This is a genomic window from Mucilaginibacter sp. OK268, from assembly GCF_900103125.1.
Classification (GTDB): Bacteria; Bacteroidota; Bacteroidia; order Sphingobacteriales; family Sphingobacteriaceae; genus Mucilaginibacter.
In genome coordinates, this window is sequence record NZ_FNJV01000005.1 from 349,258 (window position 1) to 374,468 (window position 25,211).

The following is a 25,211-nucleotide window of genomic DNA, read 5'->3' on the forward strand; positions in this document are numbered from 1 at the left end:
CTTATTATTTCTTCTTCCTGGTAAAAAGTTTTTCTATTGCCCCGGGTTTTTTAAGCGAAGCTTGTGGACCGTCGTCAGAAGTTGTAATGATGAAGCCAGTTGAGGTGATCTCCAATTGCATTGATGTTGTTGATGAATGACAAGTCCCGTTTGATATGGTTAATGAAACGGTGACAATTGAAGCTTTGACATTTACTACACTACTATCACCTGATATCCGAATAACACCATCGGCAGTCATCGCCCCCTTTGATACATTATCTCCAAAGACTTCCCAATCATAGGTAAATCTACTGTCCCTGATAGTAGGAGTAAATGTTGCAGATACAATACCTGACCTGGCAGCTACGGCTGCAGTCTTAACACCACTACCAGACCAATCATTTATAAAGCTGAAAAGACTACTACTGGGTACGGAAAGGACTGTAATATTGAACGGCGCAGAACTTACATTATTTACGGTATAAATTAGCCGGTATGTTCCGGCTTTGGCTATTGCCGGCGTGAAGGTTTGTTTGACGCTATCAAGACCCGGTACGGCATTAAAAGTACCGCCGGGTATTGATACTGCAATTTGCGCAGGATTGGTATCATTATCACAGAAAGTAGTACCACTCATCGAAATAACCGGTGCCGGAGGTGGTGGTGGAGTTATTTCTGCAGTAGTACGTTCTATCGGTGAACCTATATAAGGAACATAGAAGTCAGCAATAATTATTTTGTTAATAATATCATAGTTTGGCTCATTCTCAGACACTCCCCTGCCTGCCAGGATATCAATCAACCTCAGCTTTTCAGTATCAGATACTCCTTTACTGTCGGCCACCATTTTCTTGACAAGATTCAAGGTGTTTTCATCAAGATCTGGGGATGCAGAGACCTGTTGTCCTTCGGTTGGAGCAGCTTCCATACTTGCCGACCGGACTTTCACTGATGCCGCATCACCAGCTTTAGAAAGCGGGGCGCTAATGTTTTTATTAAAAGTGGAAATATAATTTTTATAAACTAATACCAGGGTACCGCCTTTGGGCACACCTGCTTTATGTTCAAGACCTGGGTTGTTTTTATAGTAGTTTAAAAATGTATGTTTATCGGCGTAGCGGGAATATCTCTGGTTAACTTCATTACTTAATGAATCTAATAATTCGTCAAGAACAGCATTTAATACCGTTTCAAAATCTACAATTAAAAGGTTTACTCCATAATCTTCAATTAACGATATTATAGAGCCATCCCGGGAGACCTGAGTTTTTGCCACAGGGCCTTTTAGGGTAGCGATAACTTTGTTGATGGAGTCAAGATAATTATTAAACGCATCATATTGCTCGTTTAAGTCGACATCAATAACAGATGGGGTATTAAGTAAATACACCATCACCGTTTCAATAGCATCAATAAAATAAAAAAAGTTGAAATAAAGCTCGTCTATACTACCTGGTTGAGGGCCTGTTACCGGATTAGTGAAAACTCCGGTATCACTTAACGCATTAAGGTAAGCACTTGCTATTGTGTTGGGTAGTATCGCGCAATTGTTGCGTATAAAAGTACCTTTTGGGTAGACATAAGAGGTGCCTGATGACCGTATCGGTTCAATACCCCTAATAGCGTTTGTTTTAACCTCTGAGAACCTTTTAATTGGACTATCTGTTAATCTACCAGGGATATTTGTTCCCGTGGCGGTTTTACCAACATAAGGTAGGTTTGCAACAAAAATAAATGGCGTTAGTATCTTACTTCTGGCCTCAGTTGTTATCAGGTTGTAATCAGTTTCCAGATCCTGAATCTCAGCATCTGGCAAAGTCACATTTGAAAAATCAAACTGCTGATCTGCAATGGCTACCACATCAAATGGCAGATTATAGGTTAAACGCTGAATAAGAATATTTGATAAAACATCCTGATAGTTTTGGCCGATATGACCCTCAACTCTAAAAAAGTTATACTTTTCAATATCATATAAAAGCGGTTGTGCTACTTCGGTACTTGTGTTATATAAACCCGAATTATAGCCCAGGTTTAACGTGGCTTTTCCGCTATTGGTTTTGGCATAGTTCCATGATTTATATAATTCAGCACCACTTTCATTTACTGCGTAATAGTATGGGATAGCACGTTCGGAAAGCGGGAAATGCATATACTGGCTTGGAGTGATCTTTACCGTAAATTTGTCTGACTGAGTCGTGTCAGGAATGGTAAAATCTTTAATCATCAATACCATCCGGCTAAATAGCAAGAGCACCTCGGCCGATTCAACCCCCATTTTTGAGAATAAAGGTGAATAAATAAAGTAATTACGATAGCTATCTTTTACATAGTCATTAGTTGCCAGTGATGCGTCACCTAAAATCAGATGCAATGGAAATAAGTTTTCATCCGGGCAGCAGGTAGTAATGATATGAGATACTTTAGCAGAAAATTCCTCATAAGCCTTGATCAGATCATCAATGAAATCATAAAAGTATTCAATAGCCAGCGGGTTTTGTTTTAATAACTGGTCAAGATAATTTTTCAGTACGGCAAGCATATCAGAAAAAGGGTTTGACGTAATGTTCAAAATAGTCCCGTATTGCTGATAGCAGGAATTATAAGCATCGGTTAGTTGGCTTAATGTGGTATCATCAACCAGACTAACAAAAGCATTCAGTACATCATCCGCGGTTTCAAGATCAGTATAGGGTACGTTAAATCTCTTTAGCTGTACCTTGGAGTTTAAGCTCAGTTGAAAGGCTTTAGACGGAATATTTAACCTGGATGATATAGGGGATATTTTATTTATATTACCTATTCTATCGATATTGCTTACTTTATTAGCGTTATTATTATACAGGTCATTTTTTGCAACAAGTAAAGGCCTTACCTGTAAAACCATTTTTTCACCTTTGTTATTGCAATCCTGCGTATCGCAGTTTTTGAGATCTGTTTCTTTAACTTCCAAGAACAAAGCAACCACATAGTCACTTAAAAAGGTAGCCGCTGCTGATGAAAGGGTTTTCGCATTGAGTTGTTGTGCGCTTTCCAATGCATTAAATTGATCATCCGTAAGTAATAGCCAAACAGTTTTACCGGTACAGAAAGGTTTATAAAAAGGGAGGCCTCCTTCCTTGTCATAAACAAAAGGCAGGTCATCAGGAACCTCAACAGGTGTATACGGCATATAGTAGGTATACTGGTTGGTATACTGGGTAATTAAATACCCCTGCGAAGTAACTCCGCAACCTTTATTAATTTCAATAATACCCGGATTGAGCACTATATCCAGTCCGCAAACAATACCAATACCTATCAGTTTGTTGCGTGTCCAGCGGTTTTGCTGATCAAGGTAGTTAAAAGTTTCATTGAGGTGATCGTTAGTAAGTACCTGATCTGGTTCAAACACGATGTATTCTATTGGATTTGCCATATATCAATTTTTTAAAGATCCTAAAATGGTTTTGCCCAGCATTACCGGGTTGGTATCCTTGCTTTCCGCACAATCGTGCAAAGTGGCTACCGGATATTCACTATGTAAATTAAAGAGCAGTTGTATCAGCGTATCATTGGTTTGCTGCAGGGCATCTATTTTGGTATTATCAGATGAATAATTGGCTAAAGCAGTTATCCACGTCTTATATGCATTTTCAAAATCATAAATCGACTGGTCATTTATCCAGCAGATTTTTACCATGGTATGTGCCGGCGTTTCTTGCCTTATGATATCTTCAAAATAATTTCGGAAGGCTAAATTCCGGAAGTGCAGCGGCCAATAAGGCAGCACGACAGACATTTTGAAGGAATAAGGGTCTTGCTCGCCACAGAAATCACAATTCTGATCCAAGCATACTGGTGCAAATTTTTTAAATTGGTCACTCCGTGGTCTTAAAAGCAAATGCTCAATCAGATGAAGCCCATCGGCATCACACTCCTTATTAAACTCCGTTACAAACTGAGCCAATGCAGCATTTGCATTTGCCAGGGATGTAAAGTCATTACTTATAGCAAGGTTGTGATCTTCGTTATCTATAACGTAAATATTCCAGTTGCTGCCGGTTTGTTTAATATCATAGTGTTCATCAGTTAAAACAAGATCCATAAATGCAGGTAAGGCATTATTCAATTCCTCCTGCGTATTGTAAATTGCCACTGAGGTTAAGGTTCCGCCGTTTTGATTACTGAATGAAAACTGGTATTTAGAAGGTGTATCATTAGTAGTGATAATAGTAACGTTACCAATACAATACAAAAATCTGCGATAAAAATTCTTGATTCCACCCAGATGGCATAGCTTTTTTTCTAAACCTGATACATTGTCGGTATCCCATAATTTAGTGTTGTCAACAGAAAAGTCTGGTTGAGGCGGAAAGTAGTTTTGTGGGAAATAATTAAACGCCCTGCCTCTTTGATAACTTATAACCGGATAGTCCTTCAAAAAAGAAATCTTGCTATCGATTATATTCGCAGGTGTTAAATTAGATTCTTTTTGAGTTGCATAATCAAGTGAATAGTTCAGTAAAACATAATCATTGAATGATTCACCAAAACGACTCATCAAATGATCGAGAAAACGGCTACGACGATCGGTGAAAACTTCATTTGATTCATACAAGTTTTGCCAGTCGTTTGCTGGGACTGTGGTTGCGTTCTGATTTTGCATCACCCGTTGTTCAATAGTATGGGTTGCTCCATCCTGTTTATATACTGGTTTAATATTTTTGATATCACCCAGGAACTGTGCATAATAAGTTTGAACTATATTCTCAGTGGAAAACAATTCTTTTGCGCCGTTTAGTTGTGAAAAGAAATCAGCCAGTAACTGATCAAATAGTAATAAATAAGCTTGTAACTGTTTGGCTTGTGCTTTTCTTTCATCACTTACATTTGTTGAAAGTCCTGCCGAGCCAATGCCATATGTTTGCGGTAAAAGATATTCAACAGAAGTGTAATTATCCAGGGGATAATAGTTGCCGGAAGGAACAGCCAAATCATCGGTATGACCAGAAAGTTTATTCCGGGCTTTTACTGCGCGTAGCCATTTGAGCGTATCACGTACCTCGGTAAGAGATGGTAAATACGGGAATTGGTTTTTATAGAAAAGGAGTTTCGATTTTGTTTCAGAAAAAACAGGTTTATTACCGGTTGTGATGGGCATGCACCAGGTTTTTCCGCTTAAACCTGTAACCGGTTTATCATCAGCTCCATATTTTGTCATCATAAAATTCCGGGCTCCCAATACTCCGTCAATATCCATGATCAGGCTGATGATATCTGATGCATATATTTCCTCGCGCAATTGTGTTTGCTCCAGTTCTGCTGTGTCAATAAATCCATGCTGTAGTACGGGGCCCTCAAATATGGCATCTGTAGTATAGCCTTTGTCCTGCAATTCACTTAACAGGTAAAAGTTCACCGAAGGATTAAGATATTCCTCAATAGCATAAAATACCTGGGCCTGTATCTGCTCCATATCTGCAGATGGCGAAACTTCTATGTCGCAGCAAATGGCTATTTCTTCATCTTTTATAGTGGTAACACTAACAAAATCTTCACATAGATTTCTGTTTTCATTTAAGGTTCGGATAGCCGATTGAACTATACTTTTTGCCTGTTGAATTTTTAACAGGTATAGATTAAGTACCTGTGCAGTAAAATTGGCACTAAAGAAGGCCTGGATGTCACTTATTTGTACAGGCTGGCCCGAAGGTTGCAGATCAATATCAACTATACCTGCAATTACTGCTGAAAAGTTTGAACCTCCAATGGTGTAATTAAAATCAATTTGAATAATAATACTACTACCGGTTGTAAAACTGGCGGTAGCACCGGAAACGACTTTTGGATCAATGGTTAATAATTTGGCTACGCCCGGATCATCCCATATAGGGAAAACGATAGTAAGCCCAACGTCACCTCCTTTAAATTTGCCACTTGCTGGATTTAAAATCTGTAACTCACCATTGTTCATATCACCAAACTGCTGATCGGAATCAAGGTCCAGTAATACTTTATATAAACCAGATAAGTAAACCGGATGGGGTGTTTCCTGGTACGATAATGAATCCGCTTTACAATCTGCATAAAGGGCAATTTCACCGGCCGGAATGTTTTGATCGTTATTGATATAATAGTCGTCATACAAAAACCAGGCATTGTGCACCCCTACTATATCTATCAATAATTTGCGATAATCATTAACCGTAAGCGGCGATTGAGTTAATACATTCTTAGCGGTATATAAAGTTTGTGCAGATGCTATCTGGCCATCTGCATCGGTGAGCAGATCTTCCATCGGCATCCCTGTTCTGTAACCTAATTCGGTTATGGCATAACAAAGGGCCTCTAAAATCGTAATACCTGGGTCGTGCTCATTATAATCTGTCCAGATTTTACCGCTAAGCTTTTCAATATAACCCAGGCCGGCCTCTCTGAGAAAAGCATAATTTTGATCGACAGTTAAACCGGGATCTTTGCTGATTACTTTTTGCTTATCCATTACAATCACAGTTAGCTGGTGAATTAATTAAATGTTTTACTTTGGTTTCTTCATTATAGTATGATACCAAAATTGATCTGGAAGTGCTTGCTATCGCTTCATCTATATCATATTGTGCCTGTATTACTACCTGACCTTCGCGAAGTATAATGTGGTTCATTTTAAAACAGGTAACAAAGTCTACATACGGTCTTTCCTCAATAAAATTGAGCACCACCGATTTTTCAATACTGTTACCAAATTGAATAGCCTGGGGGTTACCAAAGGCCCAGGGGGTTAAAAATTGCTCGATCTCATTGTTTAATTGATTAGAGAAATAGACAGGGTCGATATTTTCGCGGAACGTAACGTTAAATTCAAACTGTACCTCTTCAAATGATGGGTTGCTGAGGTGTAGTTTTACGAATGGCGATGTCAATGTTTTAATGTACTTCTCTATTTCGGTCAATAAACCTATACTGGTATATGGTCGAAGCGGATTGGCATTATTTAGATGTGTCAGATCGGGGATGGTTATTATCGTTACATGTCCCGCCAGCGTCTCACTATATTTTTGCTGATTGGTATTCACATCAGTGAGAAACCCGGTATGGTCAATACATTTTACCTTGAAAACCTGCGGAAAATACTGCAATATCAAACGTTCATAATCCCAGGTGGTAATAGCCCTGTTTTTATGACGCAAGCGTTCACTTACCCTTTGATAAAACTGGTCGTCCGTTTCCTGCACGCGGCCTCCAAATGAGGTATACGGTTGTTGTGTTTTCTTTAACGCAGCGTCGGCAATTGCGGGCTTACTAATGATATTGGGAGATAATATCTTAGTAAATACTATGTTATTGGTAATATCCTGAACAAACTGGGCTTTCGCTGAATTTACGTCGACAGCAATTAAATTACAGATCGCATCTGTATCGTGTTGTACACCCGCTTTTATCCAGATCAATCCACTGTCTGCGCGGCTATTGATAAGGGTAGCATCCGCGGGGATATTAAATATTACCAAACCGGAGCTGGTTAGATTATTGGTTTGATCGGTAACCGATTGCTTGTTAAATGGTAACCAGTTGTTATTGCTTAAATAATACCAATTAACCTGAGTCATGTTTTTTAACGGATTGGCGCTGCCATCAGATACCTGAAACAGGATAGAGAATGTTTCGTCGGCTTTGGCATTATTCAGCCCTATCCATAATTCGCCGCCGTCATCTGTGGTTATTCCGTCTTCTATGTTAAAAACCGGTAATAATGTAAGCGTATCTGTAGTAGTAGCCGGGTGCATTTCACGGAAACCGAAGGGTTCCAGATGATAAAAGAAATTGCTGCGGTTAGTAAAATCTATCTTATTGAAAACAACACTATCTGCTGCGGTATATTTTACATTGATTGATTTTAAAACCGGATGGTTAGGTACCGGAACCGCACTTGTATCTACAGTATAGCCAACAATTTTATTGGTGTCTGTGGTATCATAAACTACTTTAACTGAAGGATGGGGTATATTTTTTTGAAACGTATTCAAACTATAATCATCACCAATCATTTCCAGTTTTAGATAACCGTCAACAGAGGTTATACTGTAATCCTCATTAGGTGTGAAATCTTCGGGTGATTGCACTACGCGTTCTAAGCCGGTAATATCAATCTCTTTCGGACTTGTTATGTCCAGGCGATCTATTGGAGCAGCTATGATCATGTTAGAGATACCGCTTTTGCTGACATTACTCCGATCAAGAGACAAGCCGCTGTTAATTATATTTTTAACATTAAAAGGCTGATCATCTTGTGTCAAGCTGCTCATATTCATTGAAAGAGCGTTGTTAACTTCAAATGCTAAACCTTTATTTACTACAGAAGTAATATCAGCAGTTAAAGTGTTACGTGCATTGAAATCATTAAATGTTCGCGGGCTTAGTATTCTTTGTTGCAGATCGGTGATAACAATACTCGATGCATATAAACTCGTTCTACTTGCAACGGACAACCAAGTACCTTTAGCTAAAGAGGATATATTTACTGTTGTTTTAGAAAGTGGAGCCTCCTGCCAGTCGAAATCTATGGTTAATTTGGTCAATTGTTTTTGAAATATCTCTTTGCTGCCAATGATAAATGAGGCCCCATTTTCAGGAAAATCACCAAATGGTTTAAATGGTTTTGCCGGGTTTACTTTGCCATCATCGTTTTGCAGTATTAAATTCTTAACAGCATCAACTCCTACTGATATGGTTACCTCATTTATGCGGGGGATCTTTATTTTCTGATATGATGTATAACCGTTAAGTAATACCTGAACCATAGGAAGCGTAGTGTCAAAATTTCCGCCATGTACTTTTGGTGAATAAGAAACTATGGCGGGTGCATCACCCTCTAAAACCAGTGTTAATGAAAATGTGGTATTACTAATGACAGAAGCTGTGTAAACAGGCGCGGTATACCAACTCTTTTTACCAGTTAATTGTATGCTGAATATTCCGGAAAGATCTGCTGATGCAATGCCTACCAAACTATCACAGGTAAAAGTTAATGTTATGGTTCGTTTGCCCTCATTTAAGTATAATACATTTGATGCCACAGCAAAGCCTATTGAGGCTTGTTGAATATTCTTAGGGTTACCAAATGGGAACCAGGAGTTATCCGCGGTTAATAATTTCCCTCCCTGTCCATCTTCTGAATTGGCAACAGGTGAAGCATACAGCGTTACCGGCGTGTTGTCTTTGTTTAAATAAATAGACTTTAGTGCCTGAACTCCGGCTGTCTTAACTACAAGGTCATCTGTGAGCGAATAGAATAAATCCTTATTATTGGCATCTTTCCCAGCCTTAAATGAGGTGCCTTTAGGTAATAAGTGTTGATCTATATTTTTTTGCAGATCAAAAACCAAATGTACAAAATCGGCTTCGGCCACATTATTACTAAGTTGTAAAACCTGTTTATAATAAAAGTCCAGATGCTTTTTAGTATACTGATTTAAATGTTGCTGGGCAAAACCAAATAGCCTTATGAAGGCCAGATAGAGCGCATAATGAGGTGCATGCGTTGGGTAATTATCCATTGCTTCGGATAGGTAAGCCGGCGTGCGGCTTACTATATTGACAATGCCCGAAATAAATGATTGTAAAGCCCCGGTAAATAAATTATGTGTAAGGATATGGTCAATATCTTCGTGTACAGTACCTGTTAGTGTGATTGGGAATGCGGTAACCGGAGGATCAACTGTAAAAATACTCTCCAATTGTTTCTGTGAAGAAATAACAAAAACCTTCTTCAACGGATCAAAAGTGAAATTTTGTGAATAAATAATATCGTCGACAGGGGTTAGGGCATCTGTATGAGTTGAAGTTGGATCTATAAGTGAACCAGTCACAAAGCTTTCATAATATTGAAACAATATGCTTAGTGGCGCTGCTACTTTTGAAACTATGGAAACAGATAAAAAAGTTTTATAGCTCAGGTCGTCCGCCAAATGCTTATATGCATCATCAAGCGCTGCGGTTATCGAAAAAATAAAATCAAAAAGAATTTTAAAGTTATTTTTTGCATCGACATCAGTAGGCGCGTTGACTATTGTTTCATTTAAATATTTAATGAATGATGCATAATCATTTATTCTCCATTCGGCAATTGCTGCAATTACTACGGCAATATCTTTACCCATGAGTTGTTGCCAATCACCATTGATCGTATTGGTATTATCGTAATAGTTTAACCAGGCACTATATTTTTTTGTAAGCAGGATGAGATCTGCATCTGTCCGCTCATCTACAAGTGCACATTTAGCCAAAAGGGCATCCAACGCACGCTGCGCCTGGCTGGTGCCGTTATAGGATAAGAGTTTGGTATCGAAACAATTATTTGCCATCAGTGTATTTCTGTTCCTTCGTTTTTATAGTAAGGATATACAAAATTGAACCTTGAATTTGTGGTGCGAACAGTGTAATTAAGGATGATCAGGATCACTCCTTCTGTTTCGCGGCTGTCATCAACCTGTATCGAGCTCAGATCAATTCTCGGCTCATAATAAAGTATGGCCGTTTTGATCATCTCGCGGATATAGGTTTTAAAGGTGGTGGTCATGGGCTCAAAGAGCATTTCGTCCAGATTACATCCATAATCAGGTACCATCACTCGTTCGCCTTTTCGTGTTGCCAATAATATCTGTAAACTGAGTTGTATGTCAGTCTCATCGCTGGTCATAATCACCGAGTTTGCCGTGGTATCAAATGTTGGTGGGAAACTCCACCCTGTTCCTAAAAATGAATCTGACATGTTAACCTCCTATAATTACTGTTGGACATCCTATTATGATTGAACCACCGTGCGCCGTCGGGTCGCCCATACGGGCCGCCGGCTTACCCCCTATCAATACCGTTGCAGATCCATTTGCTATTACATCCGGTGGCCCCGCGCAGGTACACATGTCACCTACGCATGCTGCTGGTAGTCCACCTATTAACACAGTGGGACTTCCCGGGGGCAGCACAGGCCCCCCTACGTGCGGAATCGGCCCTGTAAACATCGGGCAAACATGCATATCTGAAACTCTTGCTGCGAGTGGCATATTTCTGTTCTCCTTATTTAATTGATCATTACTACACCGCCTTTTATGGTGGCCGTGCCTGAACCTTCCACCTTTACAGATGGGGCAGATATAGCAGCACTGCCGCTATCGGCTTTTATTGAAGCTCCACCCGCACTCATCTCAAAGCTGGATGATGGTTTTATAGAAACATTGGTGGCTTCAATGGATAGATCGCCGGTTGCCTTTATCTTGATATCTGCACCGCTTTCCAGGCTTATGGCCGATGAATCCATGGTTACCTTATTGTTATTCTCATCTTCCATTTGTATGTAGCCTTCTTTTTCGCTGATGGTTACCTTTTTACCCGCCGGTGTTTCAATTTTTAATGACTTTTCATCGTCGTTAAAGATCATTTTCATTCCACTGCGGGAGGTATATCCTTTTTCGTCGTTTTTATTTGCGGCTTTCAATGGAGCTGGTTTAGTACTACTGTTCAGCATACCTAATACTACCGGGTGCCTGGGGTCATTATTTAAAAAACCAACCACTACCTCATCCCCAATTTCCGGGCGGAAAAAAGTACCCCGGTTATTACCTGCATCCAAGCAGGCAATACGAGTCCATACACCATCTTCGGCAGGATCAATAATGGGTAACCTTACGCGGATCCGGTCCTGCGTATCAGGGTCGTTTTCCAGATCGGTTACAATACCTATCTGTAAGCCCTGTATGGCTGGTAACATATCTACAGCCGGTGCAGAATTTACATCAGGTTGGCGTGTAAACAACTCGTTAGATAACCCAAATTGTACGTCGGTTGTCCAGCTGCCATTTACTATTTCATGGCGTACTCCTGAAACAAATACTTTTCCGTTAAAGCGGTCGCCCACGCCACCAATATTGATCAGGTCGCCGGGATTTAACTGACCGCCATAGCCACGAAAACGAACCCTACCCCTACAGCGTGACATACGTGCTTTTTGAAGTCGTCCATCGGCCAAACTCTGCAATTCATCAGTTGTCAAGTCTTCGCCGGAATACAGATCATATTCTGATACACCCAAAACTGCTCCCAGATCGCTACCTGAAATATTGCCATTTTCTTCAAAACCAGGTTCAGCAGCGCTTGCAGTGGTTATTTCCTGAGTGGTATAATCCCAGGTTTTAGCGGTAAGACTTTGATATTGGTTCCGTGCATCCAAGTCGGCATCAAACTCCAATATAGTTGCTCCAAATAAAGCGTCGAGTACGGTAGCCGAACTGAAATCGGGTTTCTTTACGGTTATTTTACCATTATCAACTATACAAAGCTTTCCGTTGGCCTCCATGCGCGATACCATAAAATCCCAGTCCGTACAGTCATATTGAACAAGGGCTTTTAGCGTTGTACTGGTGTCTTCTATGTCAGTATCCAACCCGTAATTACCTATGATCTCGGTAATGGCATCGCTGTCTTTAGTATCATAAAAATATTTGTTCTTGCGGGCCACGGTCATTTTTACCGCCTTGTCGCGACAATCCAGTATTAAGAGTGGAGATCCGCTATCCCTTATCTTTAAACTATGTCTTAAAATAATGCCGTTAAAAAGTGGGGCCTCGTCTGAATGATAACCTACGGCTATCTCAATTTCGGCTCCCGGAACCAATGTTGCTTCGTTACTTATTGCAAAATCCTGGGCGGCAGCATCTCCATCATATATCACCAGCTTAGCCATCGGGATACGATTTATTTCTTTGTGAAAATTAATGGATACCATCTGGTAAGCGGCACCCAATGTGGTGCCGTTTACCTTGATAGTGAAGGTAACCAGATCGGTATCTTGTGGTCCGGGTAAGGTTTGGCTTAGTGACATGGTTATTTTTCGATAGGAGGAAATATGAGTTTTGTTCCCGGGGTTAATTGTTTAAAATCTGTTAGTCCGTTATACTGCGCAATCTGGTAGTAATATTTACTGTTGCCATATTCGCGATAACAAAGCAAGGGTAGCGTATCTCCTAATTTTACCGTTCTGATGCGTGTAAGATCAGGCGAATGCTTATTTTCAACTGTTGCCAGCTTTACCTCGTCAATTACTCCCAGAAACGTACAATCGGCTTCAGCACGTAAGGGCGAACCATCGGGATTAAACAGTTTAAAGGTCATGGTCATATGTGTCATCTTACAATTGTAGAGCAAGGCTCCCCATTGCAGTTGCACAAAATTGGGCTGATGCGTATCGCTCGCATACTTATAAACCACATTTTTAAACTTTTCAAACTCGGTAACCACATCAGGTTTAGCCCTTGGCAATCCCGGTACGGCTAAACCTGATAATAGTCCTCCTCCGCCTTTTTGTATTACGCCGGTGCCATCAAACAGAAATTTAAAGGTGAGTGATTGTGGTGACCTCTTACTGAAAGTAGTAATTCTTTCGCTTGCCCCCTGCGCACTTTTCTGACTAACCTCAGTTCCGTAAGTAAGTGCATACGATTCCGGATTGATCAATACTTCATACTCAGGCACATCAGCAACCTTTGTACCGAAAGTGGAATCCGTATAGGCAACCAACTTCATCTTCTTTAATTCTCCCAGGCTCATTAGCGTTCAGTTTTTTCTTTTAAAATTTCCAGCACCTGTTCCACACATTTGGCAATAATATCCTCACCACCTGTAGCAGTAGCGGGTGATGTTGACGATGTATTACCACCGGCACCCCCACCCTCGGTTATGGTTGTGATAATTTGCAATTCTCGTATTTCTACTGGCATTGGTTTACTATTAAACTGTTTATTAAAACATGATGATTACCCTACGGAAATACTTGCACTTGCACTGGCTCCACCAAATAGATCGGCCACGGCACCTACTGCTGCACCAACTGCTGCTGATAGATTTAGCGTTTTATAATACTCATAACGAAGGGTCATTGATTCAATAACTATAGAGTTTGTTTCCGCGTTAAATGACGAAAGACTGTATTTGATCGGTATAGCATTAGCTATGTACCATGACGATACCGGTAAATGATCTGCGTTTAAAAGCGATATCAACATATTGGTAGGCTGATAATTGAAATTCTCGATTGAATCAAGACACCATGCGGTTACCCCTGATACCAGTGTCATTCCCCGTTTTAAAACGAGGTCGGAATACGTGTTACGCCCGGGCAATCGGTGAACAAAACGGTTCTCGCCACCCTCCTTATAAGTATCCAGACCCACATCAACAGTTAGGCCTGTAACATCCTGAAAGCGGAAATCATTGGGCACCTGCGGAAATATTTCAAATACTACCAGGAAATGGAAGCCGGTAAAAGGATAATCAAACATGGTTATTCGTTTTGCATGGTTAAGCCTTCGTGTGCCAGTTCAAGTGTTTCGATAGCAACCTCATTACCATCGGCCTTTAAGTCGGTAGAGGTAACCTTGGTTGGCCATGCATTTTTAACTTTCCATACCACTACAGGTGCTAATGTTTCGTCAAGCAGACTGATGGTGATGTCGCGGCGCTCAACTGTATTCATGTTGATAGAGTTGTGCCAGTTATAAAACTCATTGTCTGATTTAAACACACCACGTTTAAGGGTGATGTTACTGAACTTACGCTGTCCTGGCATCTTTATTTTGTGATACTCAGGACTTGCGCCGTCGCGGTATTCAATTACATCATTTGTTATATCAAGTCCGCTTACGTCAGTGAAGCCGATGCGTGTACCGCCCCAGTCAACACTAAAATGGAATTTCGGAAGTGGGTAATTAGCCATAATATTTAAGTTTTAGATTGATTGATAATTAATTTTTAATAAACTCTACTGTTAAGCTTGTTGCTGGATCTGTGAGAAACGCAAGATGATGAACTCAGCTGGACGTACCGGAGCCATACCAATTTCAATGATCATTTTTCCATTAAGGATATCATCAAAAGTCATGGTTTGACCCAGGCCTACTTTTACATAAAATGCTTGTTCGGGTTTAGGTCCTGCCAAAGCGCCCAGACGCCACAGATTAGTTAGATAGTTTTCGATCATAGCGCGTACACGTACCCAGGTGTTGCCATCATTGGGTTCAAATACAAATTGCATGGCTGCTTTTTTAACTGATTCTTCAACCATGATATAAAAGCGGCGTACAGATATGTATCTGAAATCATTACTGTTACCATCCAGCGTACGAGCTCCCCAAACCAGGATACCTTTGCCTGTAAAAGCACGCACCGCGTTAACTGATTTGCCGGAATCTGTATCAATGTTCAGATCTTCCTGAGTATTATCATCGATATTCACCAATGGTTCTACTATAGTATTGACACTTACATTGGCCGGAGCTTTCCAAACGCCTCTTGTACCATCAACTGATGCATAAATACCGGCCAGGGCTCCGCTTGGAGGTACTACAATGCCTTGATTTTTAATGGCTACAGTAATGTTGTTGTATATTGAACTGGAATCATTCAATTGAATTTCCAGGTTTTGTAAACGCAGGTTCACCTCATTGATGAACGCCATCACAGAATTCACAACTGCTGAATACAGGTTGTTAACCCTTGACCTGATGTATTTTACCGCAGCAGCGGCGTCGACAGGTGCAGGTGTGCCGTATATGGTTGGATCTGCTACTACGGTTGCGGCATTTGGAAATAACGGTGTCGTTGAGAAATTAGCCGGGATAGCTGCACCAACAGCGCCACCAGGAAAACTTTCATCCAAAAGAAGGAGTTCACGGATCAGCTGATCCATCGGTGAAATATCAGCTGCGTTGGCTCCTGCCCGTGTATAGGTGGTGTGAATATCCTTGGTTGTACGGCCACCGTAAATATGACTTGGATCGGCATCGGTTAATGTGCTGTTTAAAGCCACAAAACCTAATATGATATCCTTAATATAAGATAGTCGTAAAATCATTTCTGGCTTGTCGCTGGTTGCAGATATTACGCCATAAGCATCAGTTATTGCCCCGGTGTATGGAGCCACATTGAAAGGAGCGCCAAAAGCCGGTGTATTAACAAAAGTGTTGATATGCGTATTCAGATCAGTTACGGCCCTGTCAATTTGTGTAACAAAAACATTATTAGTTATCACATTTTTTGTAGGCACATTGGTACCGGCAGGTTTTTGCAGCTGAATATTTCGGTAAGAAAAAGAGTATGACAAACTTGAACGCAGCCACGGATAATAAGCGGCACCATAATTCAGGTTGGCCGAACCTATTCCATTTCTGAAAACGGTTATAACATCTGAGTTATCGTAAGATCTTTCCTGGTCGCCATTCAGTACATCCAGTATCGTAAACCTGTCCTGAAGATCGGCACATGTTTTTAACGATGTTGTGGCCAGGTTATTAAAGTCACTGGCGCCAAATAAAATGGCATCAGGAATAACTATCAGCGTTGGTTCATCCTCTTTACGTAAAACTTCAAAAGCTCTGATCTTACCAGCGTCAATAAAGTCGGTGATCAGAACAGAACCATCATTTTTGTATTTACCTACAGAAATGATGTAGCAGTTAACACCGCCATTACTGTAAAACATTCTTACAGCATTATACAACTGGTATCTTGGCGATATATTTACCGTATCTACGCTATTGTCTGGCTTAAGTGCCACATTAGCGGTGAGATTCGGAAAATCGGCTCCAAAATACTGTACGTACTGAACAAGCGAAGAAATGCGTACAGCCTGGTTAACCACACTTTTCCCATTTCTTGTTGCATCTTGCGAGTATCCGATAAATACCGGAACCGCGGTGGCCACCTGAGCGATCGATGGCGGAAAGGATGGAATTTCATTCACATAAACCCCTGGAGTTTTAATTGTGCTTTCGTTTATTTGTGACATATTTATCGGTTTTTATTAAAAGTTTAAAAAGATCTCTGAACATGGATAAGTATCGGTACCCTTTGTAATTGTGACGATCCTTTGAGGATCTGCACAAGCAATTGGAGAATAATCATGATTATTTAAGGTTAATTTTAAATTCAGTGCCTTATTGCTTAATGGAATTGGCGTAAGTGAAGTAATGATACTTGCGGGATTGGCAAAGTGATATAAATTTGCTGTATCATTAATATTTCCCGACTGCTTACTTGCCAGAATATATTTCCAGATAGTTGCGCGGTTTAAAAAGCAAATACTGTAACGAGGCGCAGGGTTAATAAGGGCCCCGGTTCCATCAAGCAAATTACAGGAAGCAGGTGCCGCATCGTTGAAAATGTCAATCACCGCAAAGGTTTTACTTGCATTAAGTTCATCATTAATGTAGATCCATTGCTGGATCCCATTAATTGTCAATGAATATTTGCCTGGCTGTAAAAAACTCAGATCAAGTGTAAATGAGGATGCCGGATTTGCAAAAGCTATCGTTTTTGAAAATACAGATTGGGTGTAAGCCGTTGCGATGCTATTATAACCCAATACCGATATGTTGACCGAGGGTTGTGCAGAACCTAACTGATATACTGATATAGATGGCATCCATTGTAAAGCATCTGTTTCAGACATGTACTGATTTTTATCTACTACCATCCAATGGTTGGTATTTGTAAGATTAAAACTGTTTCCTGGTTTGCTGCTACCAATAGCCCGATATATTGTATCCGTACCATTTGAAGCCAGATCGCCTGGAGCATAAGTACTGGCTGCGTTATAAGTTGCTATTTTGCCCGACAGGAAAGTTTTCCCGTTACTGACGTTATTATTCCTATTAGTGAAATAATAAATTTTACCGGGTGCAGAGGATGATAAATTAGTATAGTTGAAAAATACAGGATTATTAAGCTGCATAAAAAAGGTGAATTGTGCACCTGTTTCAATTGTAGTAAATGGTTTGGGAGGACTTATTTTGCCATTACAGTTTACACCAGCAATCAATTGATTAGCATACTGCCGCGTTATTATTTGATGGCCACCTAAAGTTTTTACTGTTTGACTTGTGGCTGTAATATTAAAGTCGGGGCACAATTGGTCTTTATAGTAACTATGCAATAGTTCAACCGTGAACAGGTTTCCAAAATTGATATCTATCATAACGTTTGCAGCGTTTTATCGTTAATAATAATTTCATGTAATAAGGGGGCACTTCCCTGTGCAAATTCTTCGCTTATACTGATCATACGCATTTTATACATTACAGATGGCAGGTATTTTGAACCCAGTATGCCCCATAAATTGTTCATGTCCTGGAACGACAGTGTATTGAGATCAAGGATCAGTTTTTCGACCCCTGCAGGTAAATCAGGTGAACTAAGAGGTGTAAATACATTTTGATATTGAAAAAATTGGATGATAAAAGAAAGTCGTTTTAACGACTCTGTATAAGATGACAGGTTAACTGCGAACAGGACATAAAGATTAAGGTATATCTTAGGGTTTTTATAGGTCGTTTCATTTCCCTGCCGAACATAATTCTCAGGTGATTTACTGATCCTGTCCTCTTCAATATTTACCAGGGTTATGAATGCATTCGCAGGGCTGTTGGCCCCGTTAGACCCGGAAGTATCACTATCATTCCAGGCAATATTGGCTACCTGAATAAAGTGGTTACTGTTGGATGGATCCAACTTTAACCGCAGATAGCTGTCCAGATGCGTGTTCAAGAATGTTAAAACCTGATCTATCATTGTGTTATAAAGTTTATACTGGTTAAAAAATGCTGGTCTATAAAAGGGATGTATAAAATAGCGGGTTAATAATTTCAGGGAGAATTATTATGATGTAAAAGTATGGGCTTAATTATTAATTAATACGCGTACTTTTACGAAAAATACTTTAAACCCATACGTATTTTTACGCAACTTGATTGTGTCGTTATGATAATTGGTTTATTCTGTAATTGAGGAAGTTAACTAATGTTAATAACCAGGAGTTGATATGATTTTGTTTGTATTATTTAATATCATATCGGTTATAAATTTCTTCTTCTTTTTGAGTAAAAAAGTTACCTGCATTGAGATAATAGCAGGGAAAAGAATACTTGACTTATATAAAAAATGACTGAGAACAAAAAAGGAGGGCTTTATGCCCTCCTTTTTTGTTCTTGCGTAAACAAGTACAATTAATATCCCGGATTTTGATACATTTTCACAGGATTTAATTTAGTTTCATTAAATGGTATAGGGTAATACCTGTCTTTAGTTGTAAAATTAGAGAGTAACGCCGAACCAAAATCAGCTTGTTTTTTGCTATGGAAGTATGTCACCAATTCATCGATAGTAAAGGTCCTTAATAAATCAAACAACCTGTGATGTTCAAAAGCAAGTTCCACACGCCTTTCGTGTAGTATAGCCAATTTAAGTGTAGGGTATTTTGAACTATAGCCAGGATCTTGTAAAGATACTTCATAGGTTGGCATACCTGCCCTGGCACGTACCATATCAAGATATTGGATGGCCACTGTGTTATTTCCAAGGTACATATTCACTTCGGCCAGCATCAGTATCACATCGGCATAACGCATCAGTATCCAGTCGTTACCGCCGTAACCGGTTTTGCCTATCGCCGGGGTTACATCCCTGAATTTAGTCACAAACCAATCCTTAACGGTAGGATCACTGGCGTATTTAATTGAAAATGCTCCCCTTGGATCATTACTCTCATAATCATTCACCAGGTCATGGGTTACGTTGTTGCCTACTCCACTTGATGATTTAAGAGAGTTAATGGTTTCGCCCTTGGCCTGGTTATTCGCAGCAATACTTGAACTATAAACAGGGTCGTTCTGAATGTTCACTATCTGCCATATCAATTCAGGACAAGTAGACTTTTTGCTTACATCAAATACATCGGTATAAGGAATATCTTTCAGATTAGCGAAAGTTTTAAAATTGTATGCAGCTGTTAGTGTTGCCAGGGCATTATTTAAATTGGCTGTTTTATTGGCAGGGTCCTGCGTAGTAGCCATAGTTAAATATACCTGCCCCAATAAAGTATTTACCGCTGCCAATGATATCCGACCGATAGTGCCAGTAGCCTGTGTATTTGGCAAGGGGCTGCTTAAGGCATCTTTTAAGTCGGCTACTATTTGCGTATATACTGTCGCCTGTGGTGTACGGAATGTATTTGCTGCAACCTCTTCTTTAGTAATTAGTTGTTTAGTAACCAATGGTATATCTCCCCATTTTCGTACGAGATTAAAGTAGATATAGGCGCGTATAAATTCAGCCTCGGCTTTGTACCGCTGTTTGGTTTCCGGTTTCGCAAAAGTGACTTTATCTATATTAGATAAGAGTATGTTGCAATTTGAAATAATATTATACATTGCCAACCAATGCGTGTACAAGTAACTATTGGTAGGGGTTAATGAGAAATTATTGAACCCGAAAGGCTCACCGGCATTTGATTGGTTATCGTTGGTACCGGTGTCATCAGAACGTTGGTCTGTCCAAAGGTCACTTCCCTCACCTACCGTGTTACCGATTCTTAACAGTGCATAGCATCCGTTTACAGCCAATAATACGTCATTTTCTGTTTTAAAAGAGTTAACTATTGTATTCGCATCGGGGTTGGTTTGCTGCACGAAATCTTTTTTGCATGAGCCAAGGGCAAATACAGCCAAAAGGCATAACAGCTTAAAATTTATATTCTTCATTTGCTTAAGAATTATTGTAATTAAAAAGTGGCTTTAATGCCAAGATTATATGAACGCACCAAAGGATAAACACCATAATCAATACCCGGTGAAAGGTTGGCACCCTGCGAACCGCTATAGCTATAATTGTAGTTAACCTCGGGGTTATAGCCTTTGTACTTGGTAATGGTAAAGCCGTTATTAACAGCACCATATATTTTAAGGCCGCTTAATCCCAAATTACGCGTTATGTAATCGGATTTAATGGTATAACCAATTGTTGTGTTGGTATTTCTCAGGAAAGAGCCACTCTGTAAATAAAAGGTTGACAACCTGGTGCTATTACTTTGAGTGCTACCGCGTGATGCACGGTAAACAGAACCATCGCCGGGATCTGCGGCATTACGATAGCGGTTTGCAACGTCTTCATACTGGTTACCTGAACCTTCCATATTGTACAGGTAATAATCCTGCCCATCAAGTACCTGGTTGCCGTATGAGCCGGCAAATGCCGAACTGAAAAAGAAACCTTTATATGTTGCATTGATCGCAAAACCATAAGTGAACTTTGGATATGGACTACCAATAATACCAGCATCCTTGCTATTCACTACGCCATCGCCGTTAACATCTTTAAAATAAAGATCGCCTGCTTGTAATGGCGTGGTTGAAAATGTAGAAATAGGCGGACCTTTAATTTTATAACCTGCGGGATAGGATTGCGTTGCCGGATTATAGTTGGCTTTATCAGCGGCGATATTAGCAAGATCTGCCTGCGTAACCATACCACCCACTTTATAACCATAAAACATACCTATAGGCTGTCCAGATTGTGTAATGCTGGTCAGATAAGAACGTTCAGCACCTGCACTAATGATCGTGTTATTACTGCTTAGGCCTGATACTTTGTTACGGTTAATAGAAATATTACCGCTTAAGTTTAAGGTGAAATCCTTATTCGCAATTACCTTACCATCTATCTGGAAATCAAACCCTTTATTACCTACTCTTGCACCGTCTATATTAGTAAGGATAGTTGGACTGCCTGAGATTGCAGATATTGGCGCTTTAAACAACAGATTGTAAGAATGGCTTAAATAGTAATTGGCAATCAGAAAAAGTCGCCCTTTTAATAAACCAAGATCGGCGCCAAAATTATACTGTGAAGTTGTTTCCCAACCTAAATTAGGGTCTTTGATATTGTCGGCAACAAGTGATGGAGATAAAGCCCCAGTACCAAATACAACATTTGATGGCGAGTTATATACACGCTGCAGGTTATAATTACCTACGTTATTGTTACCACTTAATCCCCAGCTTGCCCGTAATTTAACAGTAGACTGTTCACCGAGCCAGGCATGATAGAACGGTTCGTCGGACAAATTCCAGCCCGCAGATACGGAAGGGAAAGATGCGTAACGGTTACTTTCACCAAAACGCGAAGAACCGTCTGTACGGAATGAGGCCGATAAGAAATATTTACTATCGTAATTATAATTTACCCTTGCCAGGTATGATAACAGTGTGAAGGTATCATCGCCGGTTGGTTGCACACCTTCAATAGGAGCACTATTGGGTGTTATCAACGTTATTTGATTTGGAGCGGCACCGGTTATATTTGGTATATTATCATTCTGAAAGCCCGTACCTTGTACCGTAAGTACATTATTTACTGTTTTTTGAGCAGTATAACCTACCAATCCATCAAAGTGATTTTTACCTAATTGTTTTGTATAATTTAGGGTAAACTCGCCTAATTGATCCCGATAATCAATGGTTTGCCTTACTGCTTTTGCGGCCAGAATTGATTGAGACGAGTAAGGTGGGTTGGCGCCATTACTGATATTAGTTGGTAAATAATAATTATAGTTTTCGGCATAGGTTTGCATGCCTAAATTGGCGTTGAATGTCAAACCCTCGAAAATGGTATAGTTCGCATGCGCGTTATAAGTTGCACGGTCTCCAACACGGCTTATCTTGATCAGCGTAGCTGTAGCAATTGGATTTTCAATGGACTGATAGGCATAAGCTGTTGATTGTGCTGCAGCAACGTTCGTTGCTATGCTACCGTCAGCGTTGTAAGCTGGGAAAAACGGCATATAGATCAATGCACCGAAGGCCGGACTATGATCCCATCGGCCATCTTGTGTTTCCTGGTTGGTGTTTTGGGTAAAGGATATATTAGCACCAACCAGAAGCCTTTTACCTATTTGCCCATCCACATTGGCGCGCAGGTTTATTTTTGTTTGCCCTGTACCCAACATAATACCTGGCTGATCCTGGTACCCTGTGCTGAAATAGTAACGGGTGCCATTGGAGCTACCGGTGAACGACAGGTTATGGGTTTGTGTTACAGCATTACGATATAACTCATCCTGCCAGTCGGTATTAACCGTTTGATGGATAAGTGACTGGGTCTGGAAATTATAAAGATATGGTGGAACACTTACCGAACCTGCGTTACCTACATTGGCTATACGTGTGGCGTTGTCGTCTGAATACATAGCATCATTCCATGTATGACCGGTAGTTATCCATAAATCGTGATATGAGTTATTACGACCATCGATCACTAATTGAGCAAACTGATCGGAATTTAACAGGTTAACTTTTTTGGCCATTTGACTAATCCCAACCTGAGAGTCATATTCAAACTTACCTTTACTATCGGTTTTTGAACCATGCTTGGTAGTGATCAACACTACACCGCCCGCCGCTCTCGAACCGTAAATGGCTGCAGATGCCGCATCTTTCAATATACTTACCGATTCAATATCATAAGGGTTAATGAACAGGTCATTACCGGCTGCATAGCCATCAATTACATATAGCGGGTCAGAACTGGCATTGATCGAGCCCACGCCACGTACTGCAATTTTGGTAGTTCCATAAGGAGCACCCGTAATTTGCGATACCTGTACGCCGGCCACTTTACCAACCAGGGCTTGTCCTACGGTCGGAGCGGTTAAATTCAGCTCCTCAGATCTAACGTTAGCAACCGCGCCGGTAAAATCGCTTTTACGCACGGTTTGATAGCCAACAGCAACAACCTCGTTCAAAATATTGGCAGATGGTTGTAGCTTAACATTTATTTCGTTTTTACTACCAATAACCACTTCTTGATTGGTGTAACCAACAAAGGTAAAAAGCAGCGTCTCGCCTGGTTCTGCAGTAATAATAAATCTACCATTAATGTCGGTAGACGTTCCTTTATGTGATTTTTTTTCATAAACACTTACACCAGGTAATGGTAAGCCATTTTCGTCAACTACAGTACCTGATATTTTTACAGGTGCATCAATAACCCTGTCGGGTAATATTTTTCCTTTGCTGTTATTTGCATATACGGGTTGCAAAAATGCAAACAGTATACTTAAAACAGCGCTTATCTTTATAAGATTTCCTTTTAAAAGATCGGGTGTAATCTTTTTCTGCATATATTTAAATGTTGATTGTTAACGGGTAACTCCTGAAAGCTTGTAGCCGGCTTTCCTGTTATTTGACAATTAATTCCGGGCTTGGAGAAGGTGAGGATTTCTCCGTTTCATTTTCGCCAGTTTCGTTTTTGATAGAACAGTTTTTACATAGGCGATTTTTTTAATATTATTAATAAATCGATTTACTAAATCATAATATTTATTACTTCGTAATAAAATAATAGATAAATTAAGAATATGATAATGAAAAAGCCAAATCTAAACCTATAACCTTAAGTCAATGAGGTCTGTGAGTTAAGTTTATATTAACTATACAAAGTTTACGAATAATGTAAGATTACGTTGGTAAATCCGGGTAGGTAGGAATCTACCAGGACGTATTGGTGAAGGTTACATTGTTTTTCCGGGACGAGGATACGGCTATGCCTTTTTCGGTATCATCTAAAAACGAAAAACCTTCCAGTTCGTCCTGTTTTCCATCGATATTGATCTCCTTAATTACTTGCTGCGAGTTGGTTTCTATTGACTTTTTAAGATCTATGTAAGTAAAGCGCCACATCCTACCCTCTTTTTGGTTTTGGATAAGTACAAGGGTATTTTTTGAAGCTATCCAATGCAGGTTCTGAACCCATGCGGTACAGTTGAATTTTTTAAACAGCACGCCCTTTTCGCTGGTTTTAGTGGCTTTTTTTAGCGCTTCGGGATCATATAACCTAACCTCGTTACCATTATTTCCATAATCGGCGGTAGCCACGTACCACTTATTATTATATTTTACATATTCTGGTCGTGTACCCTGAATGCAGGCATCATCATCAATTGTATTGGTCAGATTGCCGTCAAGGGTGCCTGTTTTTAGCAGTCCATCCCAATTAATGCAATAGATTACAGCCTTCCACTTGGTGCCCTCTTTATTCAAACGGATGGAGTTGCCCATAAACGTTGGCCCGCTACCGTTATAGGCCACACCGGTAGGATGATTGATCACATCATGCCCGTTTGTGGTCAATTTATATTCCTTGTTGATATAGGTAAGGCTATCCCCTATCAATTTAAATTCCCGTATCATTCCAACCTCACGGTCGCCGTACAAAAATATTCTTCCGTTTTGATAAGAAATACCCTGGCATGCACCCAATGAATCGATAGTTAAGGTACGGGTAACAGTCATATCAACTGTTTTATTTAAAAAAGCGAAGAGTCCTAAACATAGTATAGCCGTAGAAGCAAATAGTAATTTCTTCATGAT

At 40.0% G+C, this 25,211-nt stretch carries 16 protein-coding genes; all 16 read right to left on the reverse strand.

Translation table 11 applies throughout. From position 1 onward, the window contains the following. Nucleotides 1-4: 4 nt before the first annotated feature. Entirely contained in the window at nt 5-3,400 is a 3,396-nt protein-coding gene (locus BLR84_RS17990) for a hypothetical protein (protein ID WP_090470868.1), read from the reverse strand. Between the two features lie 3 nt (nt 3,401-3,403). Continuing rightward, nucleotides 3,404-6,466, reverse strand: coding sequence for a hypothetical protein (locus BLR84_RS17995; RefSeq protein WP_090470870.1), 3,063 nt, complete (start codon nt 6,464-6,466; stop codon nt 3,404-3,406). After that, nucleotides 6,459-10,325, reverse strand: a complete 3,867-nt coding sequence (locus BLR84_RS18000; RefSeq protein WP_090470872.1) for a baseplate J/gp47 family protein — start codon at nt 10,323-10,325, stop codon at nt 6,459-6,461. The genes BLR84_RS17995 and BLR84_RS18000 overlap by 8 nt, the downstream gene beginning before the upstream one ends. Continuing rightward, nucleotides 10,325-10,732: a GPW/gp25 family protein gene (locus BLR84_RS18005; protein WP_090470874.1), complete on the reverse strand. Its 408-nt coding sequence runs from the start codon at nt 10,730-10,732 to the stop codon at nt 10,325-10,327. The genes BLR84_RS18000 and BLR84_RS18005 overlap by 1 nt, the downstream gene beginning before the upstream one ends. 1 nt (nt 10,733) lies before the next feature. Continuing rightward, the gene (locus BLR84_RS18010) at nt 10,734-11,024 is read right to left on the reverse strand and encodes a PAAR domain-containing protein (RefSeq protein WP_090470876.1); all 291 of its coding nucleotides are present in this window, start codon (nt 11,022-11,024) and stop codon (nt 10,734-10,736) included. 17 nt (nt 11,025-11,041) lie between these two features. Continuing rightward, nucleotides 11,042-12,838, reverse strand: a complete 1,797-nt coding sequence (gene vgrG / locus BLR84_RS18015; protein WP_090470878.1) for a type VI secretion system tip protein VgrG — start codon at nt 12,836-12,838, stop codon at nt 11,042-11,044. Nucleotides 12,839-12,840: 2 nt separating this feature from the next. After that, nucleotides 12,841-13,563, reverse strand: a complete 723-nt coding sequence (locus BLR84_RS18020) for a CIS tube protein (RefSeq protein ID WP_090470881.1) — start codon at nt 13,561-13,563, stop codon at nt 12,841-12,843. Continuing rightward, nucleotides 13,563-13,733: a DUF5908 family protein gene (locus BLR84_RS30090; protein WP_176852096.1), complete on the reverse strand. Its 171-nt coding sequence runs from the start codon at nt 13,731-13,733 to the stop codon at nt 13,563-13,565. The genes BLR84_RS18020 and BLR84_RS30090 overlap by 1 nt, the downstream gene beginning before the upstream one ends. 36 nt (nt 13,734-13,769) lie before the next feature. After that, nucleotides 13,770-14,294, reverse strand: a complete 525-nt coding sequence (locus BLR84_RS18025; protein ID WP_090470883.1) for a phage tail protein — start codon at nt 14,292-14,294, stop codon at nt 13,770-13,772. Between the two features lie 2 nt (nt 14,295-14,296). Beyond that, complete coding sequence (locus BLR84_RS18030) at nt 14,297-14,728, reverse strand: phage tail protein (protein ID WP_090470886.1); 432 nt, start codon at nt 14,726-14,728, stop codon at nt 14,297-14,299. A gap of 51 nt (nt 14,729-14,779) precedes the next feature. Further along, complete coding sequence (locus BLR84_RS30400) at nt 14,780-16,798, reverse strand: phage tail sheath C-terminal domain-containing protein (RefSeq protein ID WP_090470888.1); 2,019 nt, start codon at nt 16,796-16,798, stop codon at nt 14,780-14,782. Nucleotides 16,799-16,813: 15 nt separating this feature from the next. Next, the gene (locus BLR84_RS18040) at nt 16,814-17,986 is read right to left on the reverse strand and encodes a hypothetical protein (protein WP_090470890.1); all 1,173 of its coding nucleotides are present in this window, start codon (nt 17,984-17,986) and stop codon (nt 16,814-16,816) included. Further along, nucleotides 17,983-18,579: a Pvc16 family protein gene (locus BLR84_RS18045; protein ID WP_090470891.1), complete on the reverse strand. Its 597-nt coding sequence runs from the start codon at nt 18,577-18,579 to the stop codon at nt 17,983-17,985. Before BLR84_RS18045 ends, BLR84_RS18040 begins: the two co-directional genes overlap by 4 nt. 434 nt (nt 18,580-19,013) lie before the next feature. After that, entirely contained in the window at nt 19,014-20,546 is a 1,533-nt protein-coding gene (locus tag BLR84_RS18050) for a RagB/SusD family nutrient uptake outer membrane protein (protein WP_090470893.1), read from the reverse strand. A gap of 20 nt (nt 20,547-20,566) precedes the next feature. Beyond that, nucleotides 20,567-23,962, reverse strand: coding sequence for a SusC/RagA family TonB-linked outer membrane protein (locus BLR84_RS18055; RefSeq protein ID WP_090470895.1), 3,396 nt, complete (start codon nt 23,960-23,962; stop codon nt 20,567-20,569). A 367-nt stretch (nt 23,963-24,329) separates the two neighbouring features. Further along, on the reverse strand, nt 24,330-25,208 hold the full coding sequence (locus BLR84_RS18060) for a hypothetical protein (RefSeq protein ID WP_090470897.1): 879 nt from the start codon (nt 25,206-25,208) through the stop codon (nt 24,330-24,332). Nucleotides 25,209-25,211 lie beyond the last annotated feature (3 nt).

What these genes read in the sequence shown, in the direction of transcription:
- BLR84_RS17990 (WP_090470868.1), bottom strand. Translation starts at nt 3,400, where the DNA reads ATGGCAAATCCAATAGAATACATCGTGTTTGAACCAGATCAGGTACTT.
- BLR84_RS17995 (WP_090470870.1), bottom strand. Translation starts at nt 6,466, where the DNA reads ATGGATAAGCAAAAAGTAATCAGCAAAGATCCCGGTTTAACTGTCGAT.
- BLR84_RS18000 (WP_090470872.1), bottom strand. Translation starts at nt 10,325, where the DNA reads ATGGCAAATAATTGTTTCGATACCAAACTCTTATCCTATAACGGCACC.
- BLR84_RS18005 (WP_090470874.1), bottom strand. Translation starts at nt 10,732, where the DNA reads ATGTCAGATTCATTTTTAGGAACAGGGTGGAGTTTCCCACCAACATTT.
- BLR84_RS18010 (WP_090470876.1), bottom strand. Translation starts at nt 11,024, where the DNA reads ATGCCACTCGCAGCAAGAGTTTCAGATATGCATGTTTGCCCGATGTTT.
- vgrG (WP_090470878.1), bottom strand. Translation starts at nt 12,838, where the DNA reads ATGTCACTAAGCCAAACCTTACCCGGACCACAAGATACCGATCTGGTT.
- BLR84_RS18020 (WP_090470881.1), bottom strand. Translation starts at nt 13,563, where the DNA reads ATGAGCCTGGGAGAATTAAAGAAGATGAAGTTGGTTGCCTATACGGAT.
- BLR84_RS30090 (WP_176852096.1), bottom strand. Translation starts at nt 13,733, where the DNA reads ATGCCAGTAGAAATACGAGAATTGCAAATTATCACAACCATAACCGAG.
- BLR84_RS18025 (WP_090470883.1), bottom strand. Translation starts at nt 14,294, where the DNA reads ATGTTTGATTATCCTTTTACCGGCTTCCATTTCCTGGTAGTATTTGAA.
- BLR84_RS18030 (WP_090470886.1), bottom strand. Translation starts at nt 14,728, where the DNA reads ATGGCTAATTACCCACTTCCGAAATTCCATTTTAGTGTTGACTGGGGC.
- BLR84_RS30400 (WP_090470888.1), bottom strand. Translation starts at nt 16,798, where the DNA reads ATGTCACAAATAAACGAAAGCACAATTAAAACTCCAGGGGTTTATGTG.
- BLR84_RS18040 (WP_090470890.1), bottom strand. Translation starts at nt 17,986, where the DNA reads ATGATAGATATCAATTTTGGAAACCTGTTCACGGTTGAACTATTGCAT.
- BLR84_RS18045 (WP_090470891.1), bottom strand. Translation starts at nt 18,579, where the DNA reads ATGATAGATCAGGTTTTAACATTCTTGAACACGCATCTGGACAGCTAT.
- BLR84_RS18050 (WP_090470893.1), bottom strand. Translation starts at nt 20,546, where the DNA reads ATGAAGAATATAAATTTTAAGCTGTTATGCCTTTTGGCTGTATTTGCC.
- BLR84_RS18055 (WP_090470895.1), bottom strand. Translation starts at nt 23,962, where the DNA reads ATGCAGAAAAAGATTACACCCGATCTTTTAAAAGGAAATCTTATAAAG.
- BLR84_RS18060 (WP_090470897.1), bottom strand. Translation starts at nt 25,208, where the DNA reads ATGAAGAAATTACTATTTGCTTCTACGGCTATACTATGTTTAGGACTC.